Annotated in this window: 24 protein-coding genes; all 24 read left to right on the forward strand. The window is 40.6% G+C overall.

Annotation, left to right across the window (positions count from 1 at the left end; genetic code table 11):
• The first annotated feature begins 15 nt into the window (after positions 1-15).
• Entirely contained in the window at positions 16-1,110 is a 1,095-nt protein-coding gene (locus tag SK578_RS04400; RefSeq protein ID WP_042750872.1) for a cystathionine gamma-synthase, read from the forward strand.
• 7 nt (positions 1,111-1,117) lie between these two features.
• Complete coding sequence (locus tag SK578_RS04405) at positions 1,118-2,284, forward strand: MalY/PatB family protein (RefSeq protein WP_042750874.1); 1,167 nt, start codon at positions 1,118-1,120, stop codon at positions 2,282-2,284.
• A 92-nt stretch (positions 2,285-2,376) separates the two neighbouring features.
• The gene (locus SK578_RS04410) at positions 2,377-5,475 is read left to right on the forward strand and encodes a pilus expression-regulating Snf2 family helicase (RefSeq protein WP_042750876.1); all 3,099 of its coding nucleotides are present in this window, start codon (positions 2,377-2,379) and stop codon (positions 5,473-5,475) included.
• A 47-nt stretch (positions 5,476-5,522) separates the two neighbouring features.
• A complete protein-coding gene (locus SK578_RS04415) occupies positions 5,523-6,140 on the forward strand; it encodes a divisome accessory protein ZapJ (protein ID WP_042750878.1) in 618 nt (205 codons plus the stop codon).
• 10 nt (positions 6,141-6,150) lie between these two features.
• Positions 6,151-7,485, forward strand: a complete 1,335-nt coding sequence (gene murC / locus SK578_RS04420; protein ID WP_042750880.1) for a UDP-N-acetylmuramate--L-alanine ligase — start codon at positions 6,151-6,153, stop codon at positions 7,483-7,485.
• 9 nt (positions 7,486-7,494) lie between these two features.
• Positions 7,495-7,962 (forward strand): GNAT family N-acetyltransferase, encoded by a 468-nt coding sequence (locus SK578_RS04425; RefSeq protein ID WP_042750882.1) that lies wholly within the window; start codon positions 7,495-7,497, stop codon positions 7,960-7,962.
• Positions 7,959-8,453 (forward strand): GNAT family N-acetyltransferase, encoded by a 495-nt coding sequence (locus SK578_RS04430; RefSeq protein WP_042750884.1) that lies wholly within the window; start codon positions 7,959-7,961, stop codon positions 8,451-8,453. Before SK578_RS04425 ends, SK578_RS04430 begins: the two co-directional genes overlap by 4 nt.
• 79 nt (positions 8,454-8,532) lie before the next feature.
• Positions 8,533-10,227, forward strand: a complete 1,695-nt coding sequence (gene mltG, locus SK578_RS04435) for an endolytic transglycosylase MltG (protein WP_042750886.1) — start codon at positions 8,533-8,535, stop codon at positions 10,225-10,227.
• A 60-nt stretch (positions 10,228-10,287) separates the two neighbouring features.
• The gene (greA, locus tag SK578_RS04440; RefSeq protein WP_042750887.1) at positions 10,288-10,770 is read left to right on the forward strand and encodes a transcription elongation factor GreA; all 483 of its coding nucleotides are present in this window, start codon (positions 10,288-10,290) and stop codon (positions 10,768-10,770) included.
• 75 nt (positions 10,771-10,845) lie between these two features.
• Positions 10,846-12,210 carry an amino acid permease gene (locus tag SK578_RS04445; RefSeq protein WP_042750889.1) on the forward strand — a complete coding sequence of 455 codons (1,365 nt, stop codon included), beginning with the start codon at positions 10,846-10,848 and terminating at the stop codon, positions 12,208-12,210.
• Positions 12,211-12,310: 100 nt separating this feature from the next.
• The gene (locus SK578_RS04450) at positions 12,311-12,721 is read left to right on the forward strand and encodes a GNAT family N-acetyltransferase (RefSeq protein WP_080709968.1); all 411 of its coding nucleotides are present in this window, start codon (positions 12,311-12,313) and stop codon (positions 12,719-12,721) included.
• Positions 12,722-12,766: 45 nt separating this feature from the next.
• Positions 12,767-12,907 (forward strand): hypothetical protein, encoded by a 141-nt coding sequence (locus SK578_RS11030; protein WP_080709969.1) that lies wholly within the window; start codon positions 12,767-12,769, stop codon positions 12,905-12,907.
• A 179-nt stretch (positions 12,908-13,086) separates the two neighbouring features.
• Positions 13,087-13,932 carry an ABC transporter ATP-binding protein gene (locus tag SK578_RS04455; protein WP_080709970.1) on the forward strand — a complete coding sequence of 282 codons (846 nt, stop codon included), beginning with the start codon at positions 13,087-13,089 and terminating at the stop codon, positions 13,930-13,932.
• A gap of 15 nt (positions 13,933-13,947) precedes the next feature.
• Positions 13,948-14,676: an ABC transporter permease gene (locus SK578_RS04460; protein WP_042750891.1), complete on the forward strand. Its 729-nt coding sequence runs from the start codon at positions 13,948-13,950 to the stop codon at positions 14,674-14,676.
• A 378-nt stretch (positions 14,677-15,054) separates the two neighbouring features.
• Positions 15,055-15,264, forward strand: coding sequence for a helix-turn-helix transcriptional regulator (locus SK578_RS04465; RefSeq protein ID WP_020902217.1), 210 nt, complete (start codon positions 15,055-15,057; stop codon positions 15,262-15,264).
• The gene (locus tag SK578_RS04470; protein WP_042750893.1) at positions 15,254-15,742 is read left to right on the forward strand and encodes a DUF6773 family protein; all 489 of its coding nucleotides are present in this window, start codon (positions 15,254-15,256) and stop codon (positions 15,740-15,742) included. Before SK578_RS04465 ends, SK578_RS04470 begins: the two co-directional genes overlap by 11 nt.
• Positions 15,743-15,857: 115 nt before the next feature.
• Entirely contained in the window at positions 15,858-17,318 is a 1,461-nt protein-coding gene (locus SK578_RS04475; protein ID WP_042750895.1) for a nicotinate phosphoribosyltransferase, read from the forward strand.
• Positions 17,315-18,139: an ammonia-dependent NAD(+) synthetase gene (gene nadE, locus SK578_RS04480; protein ID WP_042750897.1), complete on the forward strand. Its 825-nt coding sequence runs from the start codon at positions 17,315-17,317 to the stop codon at positions 18,137-18,139. Before SK578_RS04475 ends, nadE begins: the two co-directional genes overlap by 4 nt.
• 400 nt (positions 18,140-18,539) lie before the next feature.
• A complete protein-coding gene (locus SK578_RS04485) occupies positions 18,540-19,088 on the forward strand; it encodes a GNAT family N-acetyltransferase (protein WP_042750899.1) in 549 nt (182 codons plus the stop codon).
• Between the two features lie 166 nt (positions 19,089-19,254).
• The gene (gene ccdA2 / locus SK578_RS04490) at positions 19,255-19,965 is read left to right on the forward strand and encodes a thiol-disulfide oxidoreductase-associated membrane protein CcdA2 (protein ID WP_042750901.1); all 711 of its coding nucleotides are present in this window, start codon (positions 19,255-19,257) and stop codon (positions 19,963-19,965) included.
• A 13-nt stretch (positions 19,966-19,978) separates the two neighbouring features.
• The gene (locus SK578_RS04495) at positions 19,979-20,542 is read left to right on the forward strand and encodes a redoxin family protein (protein ID WP_042750903.1); all 564 of its coding nucleotides are present in this window, start codon (positions 19,979-19,981) and stop codon (positions 20,540-20,542) included.
• A 9-nt stretch (positions 20,543-20,551) separates the two neighbouring features.
• On the forward strand, positions 20,552-21,664 hold the full coding sequence (gene msrB / locus SK578_RS04500; RefSeq protein ID WP_042750905.1) for a peptide-methionine (R)-S-oxide reductase MsrB: 1,113 nt from the start codon (positions 20,552-20,554) through the stop codon (positions 21,662-21,664).
• 70 nt (positions 21,665-21,734) lie between these two features.
• The gene (locus tag SK578_RS04505) at positions 21,735-22,472 is read left to right on the forward strand and encodes a response regulator transcription factor (RefSeq protein WP_042750907.1); all 738 of its coding nucleotides are present in this window, start codon (positions 21,735-21,737) and stop codon (positions 22,470-22,472) included.
• Complete coding sequence (locus tag SK578_RS04510) at positions 22,469-24,160, forward strand: cache domain-containing sensor histidine kinase (RefSeq protein ID WP_042750909.1); 1,692 nt, start codon at positions 22,469-22,471, stop codon at positions 24,158-24,160. Before SK578_RS04505 ends, SK578_RS04510 begins: the two co-directional genes overlap by 4 nt.
• Positions 24,161-24,193 lie beyond the last annotated feature (33 nt).

Here is a 24,193-nt window from a genome sequence, read left to right on the forward strand (position 1 = left end):
ATTTGGAGGTATTGTATGAGCAAGGAATTACACATTAACACAATTTTGGCCCAGGCGGGTATCAAGTCAGATGAAGCGACAGGAGCTTTGGTGACACCGATTCATTTTTCGACGACTTATCAGCACCCAGAGTTTGGTCAGTCTACTGGATTTGACTATACGCGCACCAAAAACCCAACTCGCAGTAAGGCGGAAGAAGTCTTGGCGGCTATTGAGTCCGCAGACTATGCCCTAGCGACTAGCTCAGGTATGTCAGCTATTGTACTGGCCTTTAGCGTCTTTCCAGTAGGAAGTAAGGTCTTGGCTGTCCGTGACCTTTATGGTGGTTCTTTCCGCTGGTTCAACCAAGTGGAGCAGGAAGGCCGTTTCAATTTTACCTATGCCAATACAGAAGAAGAGTTGATTGCCGAGTTAGAAAAGGACGTGGATGTTCTCTATATCGAAACCCCAACCAATCCCTTGATGTTGGAATTTGATATCGAAAAACTAGCCAAATTGGCTCATGCTAAGGGTGCCAAAGTGGTGGTAGACAATACCTTCTACAGCCCTATCTACCAACGTCCGATTGAAGATGGAGCAGATATCGTTCTCCATTCAGCAACCAAGTATCTAGCAGGTCACAATGATGTTTTGGCTGGAGTGGTTGTGACCAATAGTTTAGAACTATACGAGAAACTCTTTTACAATCTCAATACGACAGGGGCAGTCTTGTCTCCATTTGACAGTTATCAATTGATTCGTGGTCTCAAGACCTTATCTCTTCGTATGGAGCGCTCAACATCCAATGCCCAAGAAGTGGTTGCCTTTTTGAAGGATTCTCCAGCAGTTAAGGAAGTTCTCTACACTGGTCGTGGAGGTATGATTTCCTTTAAAGTGGCGGATGAAACACGCATTCCACATATCTTGAATAGCCTCAAGGTTTTCTCTTTTGCCGAAAGTTTGGGTGGGGTAGAAAGTCTCATTACTTATCCAACGACGCAAACTCATGCTGATATTCCAGCAGAAGTGCGCCATTCTTATGGTTTGACAGATGACCTATTGCGTTTGTCGATTGGGATTGAGGATGCTAGAGATTTGATTGCAGATTTGCGCCAAGCCTTAGAAGGATAAGATAAAGATGGGAAAATATGATTTTACAAGTCTGCCCAACCGTTTAGGGCACCATACCTATAAATGGAAAGAAGCAGAAACGGATAGTGAAATCCTACCAGCTTGGATAGCGGATATGGACTTTGTAGTCTTGCCTGAAATCCGCCAAGCTGTGCAAACTTACGCTGATCAACTGGTTTATGGCTATACCTATGCCAGTGAAGAGTTAATTAAGGAAGTTCAAAAGTGGGAAGCAACACAACACGGTTACCACTTTGACAAAGAGGCTCTTGTCTTTATCGAGGGTGTGGTACCAGCCATCTCAACAGCTATTCAAGCCTTTACAAAAGAAGGCGAGGCAGTTCTGATTAACACACCAGTTTACCCACCTTTTGCTCGCAGTGTCAAGTTGAATAACCGCAGATTGATTACCAATTCTTTGGTGGAAAAGGATGGTCTGTTTGAGATTGACTTTGACCAATTGGAGAAGGATTTGGTAGAAGAGGATGTGAAACTCTATATCCTCTGCAACCCTCATAATCCTGGTGGACGTGTGTGGGAAAAGGAAGTGTTGGAGAAGATTGGCCAGCTCTGTCAAAAACATAGTGTTTTCTTGGTTTCAGATGAGATTCACCAAGATTTGGCCCTCTTTGGTCACAAACACCATTCTTTCAATACCATTAATCCTGCCTTTAAAGAATTTGCTATCGTCTTAAGCAGTGCTACTAAAACTTTTAACATCGCTGGAACAAAAAATTCCTATGCAGTCATTGAAAATCCTAAGTTGAGAGTGGCTTACCAGAAACGCCAGTTGGCTAATAATCAACATGAAATTTCAGGCTTGGGTTATCTGGCGACAGAAGCTGCTTATCGCTATGGGAAGGATTGGCTAGAGGAACTCAAGCAAGTCTTTGAAGACCATATTAATTATGTGGTAGATTTATTTGGAAAAGAGACTAAAATCAAGGTCATGAAGCCGCAAGGAACCTACTTGATTTGGCTTGATTTTTCAGCCTATGACTTGACTGATGAAAAATTACAAGAGCTGTTGAGAAATGAAGCTAAGGTTATCCTTAACCGTGGTTTGGATTTTGGAGAGGAAGGAAGTCTTCATGCCCGCCTCAATGTAGCTATGCCTAAATCTCTACTGCAAGAAGTGTGTCAGCGGATTGTGACAACTTTTGCCAAACGTTAAAAATCCAGCCTTCTAGGAGAAAAGTCTTCCTAGGAGGCTATTTTCATAGAGGAAAATATGGTATAATAAAAAGATAAGGTAAAGGTAAAAATATGGCTAAATTGATTCCGGGGAAAGTCCGTATCGAAGGTGTTGCCCTTTATGAAACCGGTAAGGTTGACATTATCAAGGAAAAGAACAATCGGCTCTACGCTCGCGTTGCAGAAGAAGAACTGCGCTATAGTTTAGAGGATGATTTGGTTTTTTGTGCTTGCGATTTTTTCCAAAAGAGGGGCTACTGTGTACATTTGGCGGCTCTGGAGCATTTTTTGAAAAATGATGAGCGTGGTCAGGAAATCTTGCAAAGTCTGGAAGAAGGTCATGAAGAAAAAGAGGCTGTTGAAACCAAGGTGACCTTGGGTGGCAAATTTTTGGACCGAATCTTGTCTCCAAAATCAGAACGTGCCTATGAGTTGTCAGCTGTGGGACAAGTGGAAGCAGGAAGCAACCATATCTTGTGGACCCTGAGAATCGGGCAAATCAATAGCCAAAAATACTACGTCATTCGGGATATTCCACTCTTTTTAAAAGTCGTCGAGAAGAGAAAATCTTATATGATTGGTAAAACTTATGAGGAGTCTCTGTCTTGGGAAGCCTTTAATGAAGAAAGTCAAGAACTTCTGACTTTCTTGCGGGGACTAACGGAAGAAGGACTGGCTCCAGATCTCTTTTTCCAAAATCAAGGTCGGCACCTCTTTTTCCCTCTGACCTTTTTTGAGCAGGGTGTGAATTTACTGATGGCCTTGCCGCATTTTCAATTTGACCATCAAGTGGATAGCTACCAAACCCTGCTCTTTCAGGATATGCATGCGGATGCTAATCTTTTTGCCTTTACAGTAACAGAATACTCTGACTATTTTGAAATGGAAATCAGTGAGACTCATAGGGTCAATGTCTTTTATCAGGGAGCTGTGCTTTTCCATAAAGGACAGGTTTATTTTCTAACAGACCAGCAGATGTGTCTTCTCAAGGAAATTAAAGCGCTACCTGTGGATCAACAAGGAAAGAAATACCTGCAATTTGATAGCAGTGACCGCGATAAGTTAGCTTCCTGTCTGACTCTTTTTAACCAGATGGGGACCGTTTCAGCTCCAGAACGGTTACAAATCAAAACCTTTACGCCCTCTTTTTATTTTGATAGGGAAGAGGATAATCGGATTCGTTTAGAAATTCAGTTTGATTATGGAGATAAGCAGGTATCTAGCCGACAAGAGCTAGAAGAATTGCCATTTTCGAGTGATGCTGACTTAGAAGAAAGAGTTTTCCAAGTCTGTTTGGCAGCTGGTTTTGAAGCGGATTTTCAATCTTGGCGTCAGGCCTTAAAAGCAGAGTCTGTCTATCATTTCTTCCATGACATCATTCCAGTTTTTGAAAAACTCGGGAATGTTGATCTATCAGACAAGCTAGAAGAACTTTATAGTCTGGCAAGCCCTCAAGTGCAGATTGCTTCCAAGGGAGGTCTCTTGGAAATCCAGTTTGATTTTCAAGATATTGCCCAAGAGGAAATTGACCAAGCCATGCAGGCCTTGGTTGCCAATCAAGATTTTTACATTGGTTCGTCTAATCAAGTCTACTTTTTCGATGAAGAAACTAAGAACATTCGCCAAAATCTACAGGAACTAGGACAATTTGAATTAAAAGATGGGGCCTTGCAGGCTCGAAAATCCTTGGCTTATAGTTTAGCTCATCTTTTTGAGGGGCGTGACCGTGTTTCTTTTTCACAAGAATTCCAGAATTTGGCCCACGACTTGACGCATCCAGAGGATTTCCCTAGACAAGCAACTCAGGTTCTGGCTGATTTGCGAGATTATCAGGAAAAGGGAATTGGCTGGCTACAAATGCTCCATCATTATGGTTTTGGTGGGATTTTAGCTGATGATATGGGACTTGGTAAAACCCTGCAGACCATTGCTTTTTTGACCAGTCAAGTGACAAAAGAAAGCCGGGTTTTGATTTTAGCTCCGTCAGGTTTGATTTACAACTGGGCAGATGAGTTTCAGAAGTTTGCCCCACAGTTGGATGTAGCTGTTGTTCATGGTTTGAAAGCTAGTCGTGAGGAGATTCTTGCCGAGAGACATCAAATCTATGTGACGAGCTATGCCACCTTCCGTCAGGACAGTGAGCTTTATCAGGGGATGGCCTTTGACTTCCTTTTCTTAGATGAGGCTCAGGTCATGAAGAACGCCCAGACCAAGATTGCTCAGACATTGAGACAATTTGTGGTGCCATCAGTCTTTGCCCTGTCAGGAACTCCTATTGAAAACCATCTAGGTGAGCTGTGGTCTATTTTTCAAATCGTCATGCCAGGACTTTTGCCAAGCAAGAAAGAATTTATGAAATTGCCAGCTGAACGTGTGGCTCAGTTTATCAAGCCTTTCGTTATGCGACGCAAGAAAGAAGAAGTTCTGACTGAATTGCCAGACTTAATCGAAGTAGTTTATAAGAATGAACTGGAAGATCAGCAAAAGGCTATCTACCTAGCCCAGTTGCAACAGATGAGAGATAGATTGGCTCAAGTATCAGATCAGGAATTCCAGCGAAGTCGTGTGGAAATCTTGTCTGGTCTGATGCGCTTGCGCCAAATCTGTGACACCCCTGCCCTCTTTATGGAGGATTATCAGGGAGCTAGTGGCAAACTGGATAGTCTCCGAGACCTGCTGGTACAGGTGGCAGACGGTGGACACCGTGTTTTGATTTTCTCTCAGTTCAAGGGAATGTTGGAGAAAATAGAACAAGAACTGCCAGACTTGGGCATGACATCTTTTAAAATTACAGGTTCAACCCCAGCCAAGGAAAGACAAGACATGACCAAGGCCTTTAATCAAGGGGAAAGAGATGCCTTTCTGATTTCCCTTAAGGCTGGTGGTGTCGGACTGAACCTGACAGGTGCTGATACGGTTATCTTGGTTGACCTTTGGTGGAATCCTGCGGTGGAAGCGCAAGCTATTGGCCGTGCCCATCGGATGGGGCAGGAAGAAACGGTTGAGGTCTATCGCTTGGTGACCAGGGGAACCATTGAAGAAAAAATTCAGGAACTCCAAGAACAAAAGAAACATCTGGTGTCACAAGTATTGGACGGTACAGAGTCACGTGGCAGTCTGACCCTAGCAGAAATTAGAGAAATTTTGGGAATTTCTGAAGCCAGCACTTGAAAAATCAAAACAATACGCTATAATGAAGTGTTGAAAGGAAATAGAAAATGAGAGAAGAACGATTTCCATTGGTGTCAGATGATGAGGTCATACTGACTGAGATGCCGGTTATGGACCTCTACGATGAATCTGACTTTATCAGTAATATCAAGGGAGAATACCGTGATAAAAATTATCTGGAGTGGGCCCCTATTACTGAAGAAAAACCAGCAAAACCGATTGAAAAGCCAGTAGAGAAACCTAAGAAGTCTGGTTTAGGAGTTAAAAAAGAAGGAAAGAGCTATGCAGAGGTGGCGCGTGAAGAAGCGCGTGCGGACTTGAAAAAGAAACGCTCAGCAAGTTATCTGACTAAGGATATTACTCCTACAAGACGCCATTCTCAGCCAAGTCTAGTTAGACAGGGCAATCAACCTACTGCGCCTTTTCAAAAGGAAAATCCTGGTGAATTTGTTAAATATAGCCAAAAATTGACCCAGTCTCATTATATCTTGGCGGAGGAAGTCAAATCTATCTCTACCAAGAATGAAGAGGTAGCAGCACCTGCTCCAAAGAAAAATAACTATGATTTTCTGAAGAAGAGCCAAATCTACAATAAAAAGAATCAACAAAAAGAACAAGAACGTCAGGTTGCCCAAGAGTTGAATCTGACCAGAATTACAGAATAGGGGAGGAAACATGTCAAAGACATATCATTTTATCGGAATTAAGGGATCAGGGATGAGTGCCTTGGCCTTGATGTTGCACCAAATGGGGCATAAGGTTCAAGGATCAGATGTTGAAAAGTACTACTTTACTCAACGTGGTTTAGAGCAGGCAGGAATTACCATTCTTCCTTTTGATGAAAAGAATCTAGACGGTGATATGGAAATTATCGCTGGAAATGCCTTTCGTCCAGATAACAACGTCGAAATTGCCTATGCGGACCAAAATGGCATTAGCTACAAACGTTACCATGAGTTTCTAGGTAGTTTTATGCGTGACTTTGTCAGCATGGGAGTAGCAGGAGCGCATGGAAAAACTTCAACGACAGGTATGTTGTCTCATGTCTTGTCTCACATCACAGACACTAGCTTCTTGATTGGGGATGGGACAGGTCGTGGTTCGGCCAATGCCAAATATTTTGTCTTTGAATCTGACGAATATGAGCGCCACTTCATGCCTTACCACCCAGAATACTCTATTATCACCAACATTGACTTTGACCATCCAGATTATTTCACAAGTCTAGAGGATGTTTTCAATGCCTTTAACGACTATGCTAAACAAATTACCAAAGGTTTGTTTATCTACGGTGAAGATGCTGAGTTACGTAAGATTACGTCTGATGCACCAATCTACTATTATGGTTTTGAAGCAGAAGGCAATGACTTTGTAGCTAGCGACCTTCTTCGTTCTACAACTGGTTCAACCTTCACAGTTCATTTCCGTGGTCAAGAATTAGGTCAATTCCACATTCCAACCTTTGGTCGTCACAATATCATGAATGCGACAGCCGTTATTGGTCTTCTTTACACAGCAGGATTTGATTTGAACTTGGTGCGTGAACACTTGAAAACATTTGCCGGTGTTAAGCGTCGTTTCACTGAGAAAATTGTCAATGATACGGTGATTATCGATGACTTCGCCCACCATCCAACAGAAATTATTGCGACCTTGGATGCGGCTCGTCAGAAATACCCAAGCAAGGAAATTGTTGCAGTCTTCCAACCGCATACTTTTACAAGAACCATTGCCTTGTTGGACGAATTTGCCCACGCTTTGAACCAAGCGGATGCTGTTTATCTAGCCCAAATTTATGGATCTGCTCGTGAAGTAGACCATGGTGATGTTAAGGTAGAAGACCTAGCCAATAAAATCAATAAGAAAAACCAAGTTATCACTGTTGAAAATGTTTCTCCACTCCTAGACCATGACAATGCTGTCTATGTCTTTATGGGAGCAGGAGATATTCAAACCTATGAATACTCATTTGAGCGACTCTTGTCTAATTTGACAAGCAATGTTCAATAGGATTTTCCCATGGAAATTCCAATTAAGATCATTCAGGCAAGTAAGTCTGATTTGGCTGAGATAGAGGAACTTCAGGCTTCATCTTTTCCAGCTGAAAAGCAGCAACCTTCCCATATTTTAGAAGAAAGTATCCGTAAGTCTGCGGATACCTTTCTTCTAGCTAGGGATGAAAATCAGCTTCTGGGCTATGTTCTAGGCGATCCTCAGCCACATAATCCGCAATGTCTAGAAATGCATTCTTTAGTCATTGACTCTGGCCATCAGAGACAGGGCTTGGGCACGCTTCTTCTTGCAGCCTTGAAAGAGGTGGCGGTTGAGCTGGATTACAAAGCTATTCGTTTGAAGAGTCCTGATGAGTTGCTATCCTATTTTGAAATGAACGGTTTTATTGATGAAGAAGAGACAGATTCGTTTTATGCAGCTAGTCAAGGTTTTAGTATGATTTGGTTTAATCCTTTTTACCTGGAGGTACAATGAAGATCAGGCAAGCAAAATTAGAAGATTTGGATCGGATTGTCGAGATTGAACTAGAAAATTTCTCGATTGAAGAAGCTATTCCTCGCTCTGTTTTTGAGACGCATTTGCGAAAAATTCAGACCTCTTTTCTGGTTGCAGAAAAAGAAGGCAGAATCATGGGGTATATAGAAGGGCCAGTTGGACCATACCGCCATCTGCAAGATCAGTCTTTTACAGAAGAGATAGAAGATTATAGTCATGAGCCGAGTGGTTATATCTCTGTGACCTGTCTTTCTATTGCCAAGGAAGCACAGGGCCTTGGACTTGGTCAGAAATTACTAACAGCCTTGAAAGAGTTAGCTCTTGAACACGAAAGAGAAGGCATTAACCTAACCTGTCATGACTATCTCATTGCCTACTACGAAAAGCATGGATTTGTCAATGAAGGCCAGTCTCAGTCAACCTTTGCAGGGGAAACCTGGTATGATATGGTCTGGGAAGCTAAAAAATAAGCGAGAAAAGCATGCTAGGTTGCTTTTCTTTCGTTTTTAAGATATAATATTATGGATTGTCAACGAGGAGGATAAACTTTTGAGTGAAAAAACAAGAGAAGACGAAAAATTAAGCTTTAAAGAGCAAATTTTACGTGATTTAGAGAGAGTAAAAAAACAAGATAGAAGTGAGCAAGAAAACGAGATTACAAGTTTTGAAACTCCTTTATCTCAAGAAGATTCAGTAGATCCTTCAACTCAGGAACATGAACCTTCAGCAGAAGAGTTGATGGCTAATTCTCTTTCTGTTGTGGATCAAATATTAAAGAATGCTCCTGGTGTTCCATCACGTTCTAATAATATTTCGGATGAAATTGCAGGAAATGAAGAAGTTGCAGAACCTAAAATTGAAGCGGTAGTTGAACCAGTAGAACCTGTTTTCGAACCAGTTCAACCAAAAGTAGAACCTGTAAAACTTAACGAAGACAAAGAATTTAACGAGATTCCAACAAAGGTTGCGGTGTCGTATAAAACAAGTAGACAACAGGAAGAAGTTAGTACTCCTGCAGTGGATAATGAGTTGTCTGAGTCAGCTGAATCGGCAGATAGCTTAGGTTCAGTTCCTAGACGTAGTCGCCGTGAGACAGTTAAACCAGTTAAGAAGAAAAAATCACATTTGAAGGCATTCTTCATTTCTCTACTGATTTTCCTAGCCTTGATTTCGGCAGGTGGTTACTTCGGTTATCAGTATGTTCAGTCATCCTTGCTACCTGTTGATGCAAATTCTAAGGAATATGTGACTGTTCAAATTCCAGAAGGAGCCAATGTCCAAGAAATCGGATCAACTCTTGAGCATTCTGGTGTGATTAAACACGGTGTGATTTTTGCTTTCTATGCAAAATATAAGAATTATTCAGATTTGAAGGCTGGATATTACAATTTGCAAAAGAGCATGAGTACAGAGGACATCATTAAGGAACTGCAAAAAGGTGGTACACCTGAACCTCAGGCTCCATCTCTTGCAAACTTGACAATTCCAGAAGGATATACCATTGATCAAATCGCCCAAGCTGTAGGCCAATTACAAGGTGAATTTAAAGAACCTTTGACAGCGGAAGCTTTCTTGGCTAAAGTGCAAGATGACAACTTTATCAGTCAAGAAGTTGCTAAATATCCAAACCTACTCGAAAGCTTGCCAACGAAAGAAAGTGGAGCTCGTTACCGTTTGGAAGGTTATCTTTTCCCAGCGACCTACTCTATCAAGGAAAGCACAACTATTGAAAGCTTGATTGATGAGATGCTGGCAGCTATGGATAAGACCTTGACTCCGCACTATAGTGCAATTAAGTCTAAGAACTTGACAGTCAATGAATTGCTAACAATTGCTTCACTGGTTGAAAAAGAAGGGGCTAAGACTGAAGACCGTAAGTTGATTGCGGGTGTTTTCTACAACCGTTTGAATCTTGGTATGCCACTTCAAAGCAATATTGCAATCTTGTATGCCCAAGGGAAACTTGGTCAAAATATCAGCCTAGCAGATGATGCTGGAATTGATACATCGATTAATTCACCATACAATGTTTATACAAAACCTGGTTTGATGCCTGGTCCAGTAGATAGCCCAAGTCAGGACGCGATTGAAGCAAGTATCAATCAAACTAAGAGTGAGAACCTATACTTTGTAGCCAATGTTACAGATGGTAAAGTCTATTACGCAGTGACACAGGAAGAACATGATCGTAATGTAGCTGAGCACGTCAATAGCAAGCTTACTCAAAATAGTAGTTCAAACTAAGACTACAAACATGAGAATCTCAGATAGAGATTCAATATTATCGAAGGAAAGTTGAGAAAAATGGCAGAAAAAACATATCCTATGACCCTTGAGGAAAAGGAAAAACTTGAAAAAGAATTAGAAGAATTGAAATTGGTCCGCCGTCCAGAAGTGGTAGAACGCATTAAGATTGCCCGTTCATACGGTGACCTTTCTGAAAACAGTGAATACGAAGCAGCTAAGGATGAACAAGCCTTTGTCGAAGGACAAATCTCTAGCTTGGAAACAAAAATCCGTTATGCTGAAATCGTCAATAGTGACTCAGTTGCCCAAGACGAAGTAGCGATTGGTAAAACAGTCACTATCCAAGAAATTGGTGAGGACGAAGAAGAAGTTTATATTATCGTAGGTTCAGCGGGTGCGGATGCCTTTGCAGGTAAAGTTTCAAATGAAAGCCCAATTGGACGAGCCTTGATTGGCAAGAAAACAGGTGATACAGCAACAATTGAAACACCTGTTGGTAGCTATGATGTAAAAATCTTGAAGGTTGAAAAAACAGCCTAAAAATAGAAAAAAGGAGTGGGGAGGCAGTGCGCTTCACTCACTCCTTTTTCCATTTTAAATTGAATTGGAGACGTTATGAGTTCAAAGAAGAAAAAAAATAAGATGGAGCGTGGTCTAACCAATCGTCACGTGCAGGTTATGGCCATTGCGGGAACAATCGGAACAGGACTCTTTTTGGGAGCAGGTCGTTCTATTAGCTTAACAGGTCCTTCCATTGTACTGATTTATATGATTACAGGGGCCTTCATGTTCCTCATGATGCGTGCTGTTGGGGAAATGCTCTACCAAGATCCTGAGCAACATACCTTTATCAACTTTATCACGCGCCATTTAGGTAAGGGCTGGGGTTATTTCTCAGTTTGGTCTTACTGGTTATCCGTTGTCTTTATCGGTATGGCGGAAATCACTGCTATCTCTCACTATGTTCAGTTCTGGTTTCCTAGCTGGCCAAGTTGGATGATTGAGATTGGATTTTTAACCATTCTAGCCTTGGTCAATTTGATTGCGGTGAAGCTCTTTGGGGAAGTTGAGTTTTGGTTTGCTATGGTCAAGATTGTGGCTATTTTAGCCATGATTGCAACAGGAGTCTTTATGGTCTTGACAGGCTTTAAGACACCTCATGGAGTAGCAAGTTTAGCTAATATTGCCGACAATTTCTCCCTCTTCCCAAATGGTGGAGTGAACTTTGTCATGGCCTTCCAGATGGTTTTCTTTGCTTACCTCATGATTGAGTTTATCGGGGTAACAACTTCTGAAACCAAAAATCCACGTCAGGTCTTGCCAAAGGCTGTTAAGGAAATTCCTTTGCGTATCGCCTTTTTCTACGGTGGTGCCCTCTTAGCCATCATGGCTATCATTCCGTGGCGTGAACTTGCATCGGCTGATTCTCCTTTTGTTACAGTATTTGAATTGGCAGGTATCAAGTGGGCAGCAGCCTTGATTAACTTCGTCGTTTTGACCTCAGCAGCATCTGCTCTTAACTCAACTCTCTACTCAACAGGGCGTCATTTATACCAGATTGCCCATGATTCGCCAAATCGCTTCCTAAAAGCAATTAAAGCAGATACTCTTTCTCGCCACAATGTACCACAAAATGCTATCATCGCTTCAGCAATCTTGATTGCCCTAGCAGCCTTTATCAATATATTGCCAGGTGTTTCCGATGCCTTTGCCTTGATTACAGCATCATCATCAGGTGTCTATATCGCCATTTATATCTTGATTATGGTGGCTCACCTTAAATACCGCAAGTCACCAGACTTTATGGTAGATGGCTATCTCATGCCCCATTATCGTTTCTTAAATCCTTTAACCATGCTCTTCTTTGCCTTTGTCTTTGTAACCCTCTTTTTACAAGAGTCTACATTTGTAGGAGCAATCGGATCAGCTATCTGGATTATCGGTTTTGGTATTTACAGCCAGTGGAAATTTAGAAAATAGATTTGAAACTCATCAACTTAGCTTGGTGGGTTTTTGCTAATTTGACAGTCTATTTAAATAAGACTATAATCAAGCTGTAACAGTATTTAAGGAGGTTTATATGTACTTTAGATTGGAAAATAAGGAGTCTCAGAAAGCACAAGAAATTGGGAATTTGATTCGTGCTTATAATCGTTCAAAAAGAGAAGAGGCTGAAAGTGAGCCACTTAATCTTTATGTCGAAGATGAAAAGGGCAATCTCATGGCAGGTTTGATAGCAGAGACTTTTGGAAATTGGCTAGAAATCGAGTATTTATTTGTAAAAGAAGAACTGAGAGGGCAAGGACTCGGTTCAAACCTATTGCAGCAAGCAGAAACTGAAGCTAAGAATCGAAACTGTCGTTTTGCTTTTGTCAATACTTACCAGTTTCAAGCTCCAGATTTTTATAAAATGCATGGCTACAAGGAAGTCTTTAAGTTACAAGACTATCCCTACATTGGGCAAAGATATTATTACCAAAAGAATTTGTAAGGTGAATATGAAAGCATAAATCAAAGAGGGGGGCTTGACATAAGTATGAAGGAGATTCTCGATAAATACCAGTTAAATCCTACAAATTGTGTCTTTCTAGACAATATTGAGGAAAATACAATAGTAGCTGAGACATTAGATGTGAAATCCTACGACGCTGTAGATGTTTTGAAATCCTATATTTAAACTCAAAATTCTCTATTTTTTTGTGATAGAGAGTTTTTTGTTAATAAAATTTTACAAAATGACATTTATATATTGCATTAAGTTAGATATATGATATAATGTTGTTGAAAAGAGGCGCAACTTTTTAAAATTAATGAGAATCAAAGAGAAAACCAAGAATATTAATGGAGGAATAAAAAATGGAAGTTATAAATGTAAGTAAGCATTATGGTCATTCAATCATTCTCAAAGATATAAATTTTGCACTTAACAAGGGTGAAATTGTTGGTCTAGTAGGGAGAAATGGAGTTGGTAAGAGTACGTTGATGAAAATTCTTGTTCAGAATAATCAACCGACTTCAGGGAATATTATAAGTAGTGATAATGTTGGGTATTTAATCGAAGAACCAAAATTATTTTTATCTAAAACAGGTTTTGAGAATTTAAAATATTTGTCAAATTTATATGGTGTTGACTACAATCAAGAAAGATTTGGAAGTTTGATCCAAGAGTTAGATTTGACTCAGTCTATTAATAAAAAAGTTAAGACCTATTCTTTGGGTACAAAACAAAAATTAGCTTTGCTTCTAACTCTCGTTACGGAACCTGATATATTGATTTTAGATGAACCGACTAATGGTTTAGATATTGAATCATCACAAATAGTTTTAGCGGTTCTAAACAATTTAGCTTTACATGAAAATGTGGGAATTTTAATATCGAGTCATAAATTAGAAGATATTGAAGAAATTTGTGAGAGGGTTCTTTTCTTGGAGAACGGGCTTTTGACATTTCAAAAAGTAGGAAAAGATAGTCATAATTGCTTGTTTGAGATAGCTTTTTCATCAGCTACAGATAGAGACATTTTCATTACCAAACAAGAATTTGGGGATATTGTTCAGGAAGAGGGACTGAGAATTACTATGTCTGGGAATATTCAAAGTAGTGAGCTTTTTAAATTTTTTAACGAAAACTCTATTAAAGTAATTGATTTTGAAACTAAAAAAGAGACGCTTAAAGATATTTATCTAAATCGTTCAAAATAAAGGAAGGTTATAATCATGAAATTAAATAAATTGAATTTTCTTAAGGAAAATATAAGAGATTTATATTCATCAGGCGTAATATATCTCGGATTGATTATCTCGTTTATACCGCCGATACTGGTTGCATTCTTTATTCTAAAGAGTCAAGGGATATCACTTGGTATTAAGCATATTTCAAATTTTTATGCTATGCTCGGTATGTTAATGGCTGTTATACATGCTAATCGAGTCATTAGTAGAGATTTTTCCCACAATACGATCAGTTTATTTTATAATCAAAAGAAGAATCGGATGATTTACGTCTTGTCTAATTTTCTATATGCCATCTCAGTTTCTATTATTTATGCTTTGAATGGCATTGTGCTACTAGTCATCGTAAGTAAATTGGGTGTTCCAGGTGAGTTAGGATTAGATTTTATAGTAGCCATTGTAGTCAATACAATTTTGTTAGTCCTATTTTATTTTCTATTATCTTACATTTTCTATTTATACAAATTGAAAAGTGGTTTGGTATTTGGTATTTTAGTAGCTTTACTACTCTTTATCCCTAATATATTAAATACGATTATGATGAATACTAGTAATGATTTGTTTATCAAAGCAATTGAACTTCTTCCTTTTTATTCTTTACCTGTATTTGTGGATTCAAATACGATGTCTATTAGTCAGTATCTTGTGGTAATCACTACAATCATTTTATTGTACTTTTTCACTCTCAATAAAAGCAAGAAGTATTCATTTTAGTTTCATTTAGTATTATTTTGCATACCTAAAATACAGTAAAAAATCAGTCATCTTAGTATGCTCCTGCTCTTGTTGTGTACACGTTTTTGTCTTATGCTAGACTCATTTCCAAAAGCATTATATAATAGTGATATGAAATCAACTAAACAAGAAATACAAGCAATCAAAACTCGTTTAAAAGACCTTACTAAAGCCAATACTAAAACAAAAATCAAATAGCAAACTAGGAAGTTTATTTCAAACAATCCAACATACTGATTTTAGGCTGAAGATAATATTGGAGTGTAATTAATGAGGTTATAATAAATAGCTGACAGCTTGTGTTGGTTTTGGATTTTTTAAGAGTAGATGAGTTTTAAAACTATAAGGAGGACGCAGGTGGCTAAAAATTTAAAATTAAAATTAGCTCGGGTAGAGCTTGATTTAACTCAGGGTCAACTAGCAGATGCTGTCGGGGTGACGCGCCAGACTATTGGTTTGATAGAGGCGGGAAAATACAATCCCAGTCTCTCGCTCTGCCAGTCCATTTGCAGATGTTTAGGGAAAACCCTAGACCAATTATTTTGGGAGGAAGAAGATGGTAAATAAATTTATTCATTATCAATTACTTGACGAAAGAGAAGAACAACTAATTAATAAAGCTGGGGCAGAGTCTTTTTCACTCTTTATTGGGCTTGTACTTCTAAGCTATTTGGTGGCAGTGTTGGCTCCATCTCTTTTTAATCCGAATTTTCTAGTTTATACTCTGATAGTAGGAATTTTCTTCTTTTTTAATCGTGCCCGTTATCTGGGAGTAACCTACTATAGTCGTTTTCATTTTACAATTTTAGGGTGTTTGCTGGTAACTCTCGCTATTACGGCTCTTTTGATGTTACAGAATTATCATTTCAACATAGAAATTTATCAGCACAATCCTTTGAACCTTAAATACCTATCTGCTTGGGCAATTACTTATGTCATTTACCTTCCCTGGGTCTTTATTGGTAATCTTGGTCTTAAGAGCTATGGTGAATGGGCTCAGAAAAAGTTTGAACAAGATATGGATGAACTGGAGAGTGGAGAATAGCTTGTTACTCTTTTCTCAATCAGGCTAAAATGTGATATAATAGTACTAATTTATTGGAATACATGAAAGTTCTTGAAAATTTTCATGTGTTTCTAGCTAAGGAAGTAGGAAAAGTATGTATCCAGATGATAGTTTGACATTGCACACGGACTTGTACCAGATAAACATGATGCAGGTTTACTTTGACCAAGGGATTCACAATAAAAAGGCGGTCTTTGAGGTGTATTTCCGCCAACAGCCTTTTAAGAATGGCTATGCGGTTTTTGCTGGTTTGGAAAGAATTGTGAGTTATCTTGAAGACCTGCGTTTTTCAGATAGTGATATTGCCTATTTGGAGTCTCTAGGCTATCATGGGGCATTCTTGGACTATCTCCGCAATTTCAAGTTGGAGTTGACCGTTCGTTCTGCCCAAGAAGGGGATTTGGTTTTTGCTAATGAACCGATTGTGCAGGTGGAAGGCCCTCTAGCCCAATGTCAGTTGGTCGAAACGGCTCTTTTGAATATCGTTAACTACCAGACCTTGGTGGCGACAAAGGCAGCTCGTATTCGTTCGGTTATAGAAGATGAACCCTTGATGGAGTTTGGGACACGTCGGGCTCAAGAAATGGATGCGGCTATCTGGGGAACACGCGCAGCGGTGATTGGTGGTGCCAATGGAACTAGCAACGTGCGTGCTGGTAAACTCTTTGACATTCCTGTCTTGGGGACCCATGCCCACGCCTTGGTACAGGTTTATGGTAACGATTATGAAGCTTTCAAGGCTTATGCTGCGACCCACAAAAATTGTGTCTTTCTTGTGGACACCTATGACACCCTTCGCATTGGGGTACCCGCTGCTATTCAGGTGGCTCGTGAGCTGGGTGACCAGATTAACTTTATGGGTGTGCGGATTGACTCTGGGGATATTGCCTACATTTCTAAGAAAGTCCGTCAGCAATTGGACGAGGCTGGATTTACAGAGGCTAAGATTTATGCTTCTAATGATCTAGATGAAAATACCATCCTCAACCTCAAGATGCAAAAGGCCAAGATTGATGTCTGGGGTGTGGGGACCAAGCTGATTACAGCCTATGACCAGCCAGCTCTTGGGGCAGTTTATAAGATTGTGGCCATTGAAGATGAAAATGGTAACATGCGCAATACCATTAAATTATCAAACAATGCTGAAAAAGTCTCAACACCTGGTAAGAAGCAGGTGTGGCGTATTACCAGTCGTGAAAAAGGTAAGTCAGAAGGTGATTACATTACCTATGATGGTGCGGATGTTGCTAGCATGACAGAAATCAAGATGTTCCACCCGACTTACACCTATATCAAAAAGACCGTTCGCAATTTTGATGCCGTTCCTCTATTGGTGGATGTTTTCAAGGACGGAAAATTGATTTACAAGCTACCTAGCTTGACTGAGATTCAGGATTATGCTCGTAAGGAATTTGACAAGCTTTGGGATGAGTACAAGCGTGTACTCAATCCGCAGCACTATCCAGTGGATTTGGCGCGTGATGTATGGCAAGACAAGATGGACTTGATTGACAAAATGCGCAAGGAAGCTCTTGGTGAAGGAGAAGAAGAATGACTTTGCAAGAAACCATTATCCAAGAGCTGGGCGTGAAACCGGTGATTGATGCCCAAGAAGAAATCCGTCGTTCCATTGATTTCTTAAAGAGATACCTGAAAAAACATCCCTTCCTAAAAACCTTTGTACTAGGGATTTCTGGGGGACAAGACTCTACCTTAGCAGGTCGCTTGGCTCAATTAGCCATGGAAGAACTGCGAGCTGAAACAGGGGATGACAGCTACAAATTTATCGCTGTCCGCTTGCCATACGGAGTACAAGCCGATGAAGCAGATGCTCAAAAAGCCCTAGCCTTTATCCAGCCAGATGTCAGCTTGGTAGTTAATATCAAGGAATCGGCAGATGCCATGACAGTTGCAGTTGAAGCGACAGGTAGTCCTGTTTCAGACTTCAATAAGGGCAATATCAAGGCTCGTTGCCGTATGATTGCTCAGTATGCCCTTGCTGGTTCCCATAGCGGAGCGGTCATTGGAACAGACCATGCTGCGGAAAATATCACAGGCTTTTTTACCAAGTTTGGTGACGGTGGTGCGGATATTCTTCCTCTTTACCGCCTCAATAAACGTCAAGGAAAACAACTCTTGAAGGAACTTGGTGCAGACCCAGCCCTTTATGAAAAAATCCCAACAGCAGATCTAGAAGAAGACAAACCAGGCCTAGCAGACGAAGTGGCCCTTGGAGTCACTTATGAAGAGATTGACGACTACCTAGAAGGCAAAACAATCAGCCCAGAAGCCCAAGTAACAATCGAAAACTGGTGGCATAAAGGCCAACACAAACGCCACTTACCAATCACCGTCTTTGATGACTTTTGGGAGTAAAAAGGTTCTGTGGACCTTTTTACCCTGAGCCTAGAAATGAGAAAGCGAGGAAGGTCCGGGGGATCTTTTTAGCTTCTTGCCCTGAAATTAAAAAGCAAGAAAAACCTCCAGTGGAGGTTTTTACCCCGAGTCTAGAAACGGGAAAACGAGGTAGGTTCGGTAACTCACAGAGATCGATTTCATCGTCTCACCCCCGCAACGATGACTAGGTTTGAAAAAGCATGCTAGAGCGCATTTCAAACCAGACAGCGACTGCGTCAAGGGTTTACCCCGAGCATGGAAACAAGTAAGCGAGGAAGGTCAGGTGGACCTTTTTAGCTTATTACCTTGAAATTAAAAAGCAAAGCAAATCTAAATGGAGATTGAATAGAAATCATATATCAGAAAGCGAGGCAGCATCATGAAAGCAATCGGAACGAAAATGTTACAGACAGAACGTTTAATCTTGCGAAGATTTGTAGAAAGTGATGCAGAAGCCATGTTTCAGAATTGGGCTTCATCCGCTGAGAATCTGACCTATGTCACCTGGGATCCTCATTCTGATGTCGAGGTGACTCGAAACTCGATTCGTAACTGGGTTGCATCCTATACCAATCCCAACTATTACAAATGGGCTATTTGTCTCAAAGAAAATCCGGAGAAAGTTATAGGAGATATCAGCATCGTTGCAATAGATGAGAACAATTCTTCTTGTGAAATTGGCTATGTACTAGGCAAGGTTTACTGGGGACATGGGATTATGACAGAAGCCTTGAAAGCTGTCTTGGATTTCTGTTTTACTCAAGCAGGTTTTCAAAAAGTTAGAGCTCGATATGCCAGTCTCAATCCAGCTTCAGGTCGTGTCATGGAGAAGGCTGGAATGTCCTATCTAAAGACTATTAGCAATGGTGTAGAGAGAAAAGGCTATCTTGCGGACCTTATTTATTATCAGATAAGTAGGGAAGACTAGTGAATTTTCTTTTCAGTTTCCATCAAAGTCAGACTTTGTCTGGCTTTTTTTTCAACATTTTTTTCATAACCTGATTAAATTCCTATTTTTTCCTATCATTGTCCCTGTTTTTTCTTGATTTTTGGAGCTATAATAGTCCTATCAAATCAAAGAATGGAGGAAGGCAATGGATAATATAATCTTTTTTATCAGTGTTTTTCTTGCTGGAATTCTTTCCTTCTTTTCTCCTTGTATCTTACCCTTGTTACCGGTTTATGCAGGGGTCTTGTTAGATGACAAAGATGGTGCTCAGGCTTCTAGTGGAAAATATTCAATCTCACTTGTTAGTCTATTGAGAACTTTGGCCTTTATAACAGGGATATCCTTTGTTTTTATCTTACTAGGCTATGGAGCTGGTTTTTTAGGCAATTTGCTGTATGCTTCTTGGTTTCAGTATGTGACGGGTGCGGTTATCATTCTCTTGGGCTTGCATCAGATGGAAGCCTTACATTTTCAGGGGCTCTACAAGGAAAGAAGGCTACAATTAAAGAGACAGGAGCAAAAGGGTAAGGGCTATAGTCAGGCATTTTTACTGGGGTTGACCTTTAGTTTTGCTTGGACACCTTGTGTGGGGCCGGTTCTTGGCTCTGTTTTGGCTTTAGCGGCTTCAGGTGACTCAGGTGCTTGGCAGGGAGCTGGCCTTATGTTGGTCTACACGTTAGGTTTGGCGCTACCATTCTTGGTTCTAGCCTTAGCCTCCAGCTATGTTTTGAAACATTTTCGAAAACTCCATCCCTACCTCGGAACCCTCAAAAAAGTGGGTGGTTTCCTCATAATCGTAATGGGAATTTTGGTGCTTTTGGGAAATACGTCTATTTTGACTACATTATTTGAATAGAGAGGAAGAAGAAATGAAAAAATGGCAAACATGTCTCCTTGGGGTCGGCTCAATCTGTTGCTTGGCAGCCTGTTCGGCTAAAAACATGTCAGACGAATCTACTATGAAGGAGCAAACAAAAACAGAACAAGTTAGTTCGCAAACTGCGACTAAAGGTCAGGCAGTTGCTGATTTTGAACTGACAGGAGTAGATGGCAAGACCTACCGCTTGTCTGATTACAAGGGCAAGAAAGTCTATCTCAAATTCTGGGCTTCTTGGTGTTCCATCTGTCTAGCCAGTCTTCCAGATACAGATGAAATTGCTAAGGATGCTGGTGATGACTATGTGGTCTTGACAGTGGTGTCTCCTGGACACAAGGGGGAACAAGCTGAAGCGGAATTTAAGAATTGGTACAAGGGCTTGGATTATAAAAATTTCCCAGTTCTAATTGACCCATCAGGAAAACTTTTGGAAAGTTATGGTGTCCGTTCTTACCCAACTCAAGCCTTTATAGACAAGGAAGGCAAGCTGGTCAAAACGCAACCAGGTTTTATGGATAAGGATATGATTTTAAAAACATTAAAAGAAATGGGGTAGAGAAAGGCCATGAATGATAAAGTAAAATTGTTTGTCTTGGCAGGGATTTTTTTCCTAGCCATAAGCGGTTTCTATTTTCTATTGATGCGAAATACAGGGCAGACAGATAGCTCGCAAATTGAGAAAGCATCAGTTAGCCAAGGAGGAAAAACAGTGAAAAAAACAGAAGTTAGTAAAGATGCAGACTTGCACGAAATTTATCTGGCTGGAGGTTGTTTCTGGGGAGTGGAGGAATATTTCTCACGCGTTCCCGGGGTAACGGATGCCGTATCAGGCTATGCAAATGGTAGAGGGGAAACAACCAAGTACGAATTGATTAACCAAACAGGTCATGCGGAGACTGTCCATGTTACTTATGATGCCAATCAAATTTCCCTCAAGGAAATCCTGCTTCATTATTTCCGCATTATCAATCCAACCAGCAAAAATAAACAAGGAAATGATGTGGGAACCCAGTACCGTACTGGTGTTTATTACACAGATGACAAGGATTTAGAGGTGATTAACCAAGTCTTTGATGAGGTGGCTAAGAAATACGACCAACCTCTAGCAGTTGAAAAGGAAACCTTGAAGAATTTTGTAGTGGCTGAGGATTACCACCAAGACTATCTCAAGAAAAATCCAAATGGCTACTGTCATATCAATGTCAATCAGGCAGCCTATCCCGTCATTGATGCCAGCAAATATCCCAAACCAAGTGACGAGGAATTGAAAAAGACTTTGTCACCTGAGGAGTATGCAGTTACCCAGAAAAATCAAACAGAACGGGCTTTTTCAAACCGCTACTGGGATAAATTTGAATCTGGTATCTATGTGGATGTAGCAACTGGCGAACCCCTCTTTTCATCAAAGGACAAGTTTGAGTCTGGTTGTGGCTGGCCTAGTTTTACCCAACCTATCAGTCCAGATGTTGCCACCTATAAGGAAGATAAGTCTTACAATATGACACGCATGGAAGTGCGGAGCCGAGTTGGAGATTCTCATCTAGGCCATGTCTTTACAGATGGGCCTCAGGACAAGGGTGGCTTGCGCTACTGTATTAATAGTCTCTCTATCCGCTTTATTCCCAAAAATCAAATGGAAGAAAAGGGCTACGCTTATTTACTAGATTATGTTGATTAAGAAGTCTTTCCTAAGCAGTTAGAGGAGAATTTTGCTATACTGATACTAGTAAGTGACAAAGGAGAGAAGCATGACCTACACAATCTTAATCGTAGAAGATGAATATCTGGTAAGACAAGGCTTGACTAAACTGGTCAATGTAGCAGCCTACGATATGGAAATCATCGGTCAAGCTGAAAATGGAAGACAGGCTTGGGAATTGATACAAAAACAGGTTCCAGATATCATTTTAACCGATATCAACATGCCTCAGCTAAATGGCATCCAGTTGGCCAGTCTGGTCCGAGAAACCTATCCTCAGGTTCATTTGGTCTTTTTAACTGGTTACGATGATTTTGATTATGCTCTGTCTGCTGTCAAACTCGGTGTGGATGACTACCTGCTTAAGCCCTTTTCTCGTCAGGATATTGAGGAAATGTTGGGGAAAATCAAGCAAAAGTTGGACAAAGAAGAGAAAGAAGAGCAGTTAAAAGATCTATTGACTGATAAGTTTGAGGGAAATATGGCTCAGAAAATCCAGTCTCATCTGGCTGATAGCCAGTTTAGTTTAAAGTCTTTGGCTAGTGACTTGGGCTTTAGTCCGACTTATCTGAGTTCTTTGATTAAGAAAGAGTTAGGACTGCCTTTTCAGGATTATTTGGTGCGAGAACGTGTCAAACAAGCCAAGCTTTTGCTTTTAACTACAGATCTGAAGATTTATGAGATCGCAGAGAAAGTTGGTTTTGAAGATATGAACTATTTTACCCAACGCTTTAAGCAGATTGCAGGTGTGACACCTCGTCAGTTTAAGAAGGGAGAAGGCCGATGAAGCGTTCTTCTCTCCTAGTCAGAATGGTTATTTCCATCTTTCTGGTCTTTCTCATTCTCCTAGCTCTGGTTGGGACTTTCTACTATCAATCTAGTTCTTCAGCCATTGAGACTACCATTGAAGGCAATAGCCAAACGACTATCAGTCAAACTAGCCACTTTATCCAGTCTTATATCAAAAAATTAGAAACCACTTCTACCAGTTTGACTCAGCAGAAGGATGTCCTAGCCTATGCTGAGAATCCCAGTCAAGACAAGGTCAAGGGAATTCGAGATCTATTTTTGACTATCTTAAAGTCAGACCAAGATTTGAAAACTGTTGTACTGGTCACCAAATCCGGTCAGGTCATTTCTACAGATGATAGTGTGCAAATGAAAACCTCCTCTGATATGATGGCTGAAGATTGGTATCAAAAGGCCATTCATCAGGGGGATAAGCCAGTTTTGACACCAGCTCGTAAATCAGATAGTCAGTGGGTCATTTCTGTCACTCAGGAACTTGTTGATGTAAAGGGAGCCAATCTGGGTGTGCTTCGTTTGGATATTTCATATGAAACTCTGGAAGCCTATCTTAACCAACTCCAGTTGGGGCAGCAGGGCTTTGCCTTTATCATCAATGAAAACCATGAATTTGTTTATCATCCTCAACACACAGTCTATAGCTCAGCTAGTGAAATGGAGGCTATGAAACCCTACATCGAGACAGGGCAGGGCTATACTCCAGATCACAAATCCTACGTCAGTCAGGAAAGGATTGCTGGAACTGATTGGACGGTGCTTGGCGTGTCTTCGTTGGAGAAGCTAGACAAGGTTCGGAGTCAACTCATGTGGACCTTGCTTGGAGCCAGTGTCACCTCTCTTTTTGCCTGTCTCTGCTTGGTGTGGCTTAGTCTTAAACGCTGGATTGCTCCTCTGAATGACTTGAGAGAAACCATGCTGGAAATTGCTTCTGGATCACAAAATCTGCGTGCCAAGGAAGCGGGTGCCCATGAACTGAGAGAAGTGACTCGCCAGTTCAATGCTATGTTGGATCAGATTGATCAGTTGATGGCAGATGTTCGCAGGCAGGAAGAAACGACCCGTCAGTATGAACTCCAAGCCTTGTCAAGCCAGATTAATCCGCATTTCCTCTATAACACCTTGGACACTATTATCTGGATGGCTGAATTTCAGGATAGTCAGCGTGTGGTGCAGGTGACCAAGTCTTTGGCTACCTACTTCCGCTTGGCGCTCAATCAAGGTAAGGATTTGATTTGCCTGTCTGACGAAATCAACCATGTACGCCAGTATCTCTTTATCCAGAAACAACGCTATGGCGATAAGCTGGAATACGAAATTAATGAAAATCCTGCCTTTGATCAGCTAGTTTTGCCCAAGTTGGTTCTACAACCCTTGGTAGAAAATGCTCTTTACCATGGCATCAAGGAAAAAGAAGGTCAGGGTCATATTAAAGTTTCTGTTCAGAAACAGGATTCAGGACTAGTCATCCGCATTGAGGATGATGGGGTTGGTTTCCAAGATGCTAGCGATAGTAGTCAAAGTCAACTCAAACGTGGGGGAGTTGGTCTTCAAAATGTTGATCAACGGCTCAAACTTCACTTTGGAGAAGATTACCAAATGAAGATTGATTCTATTCCCTCAAAAGGTACGACAGTTGAACTATACATAAATAGAATAGAAACTAGTTAACTCCCAGTCAATTCTGGGAGTTTTATGCGTAAT

Source organism: Streptococcus mitis, from assembly GCF_000722755.1.
Lineage (GTDB): Bacteria > Bacillota > Bacilli > Lactobacillales > Streptococcaceae > Streptococcus > Streptococcus mitis_CM.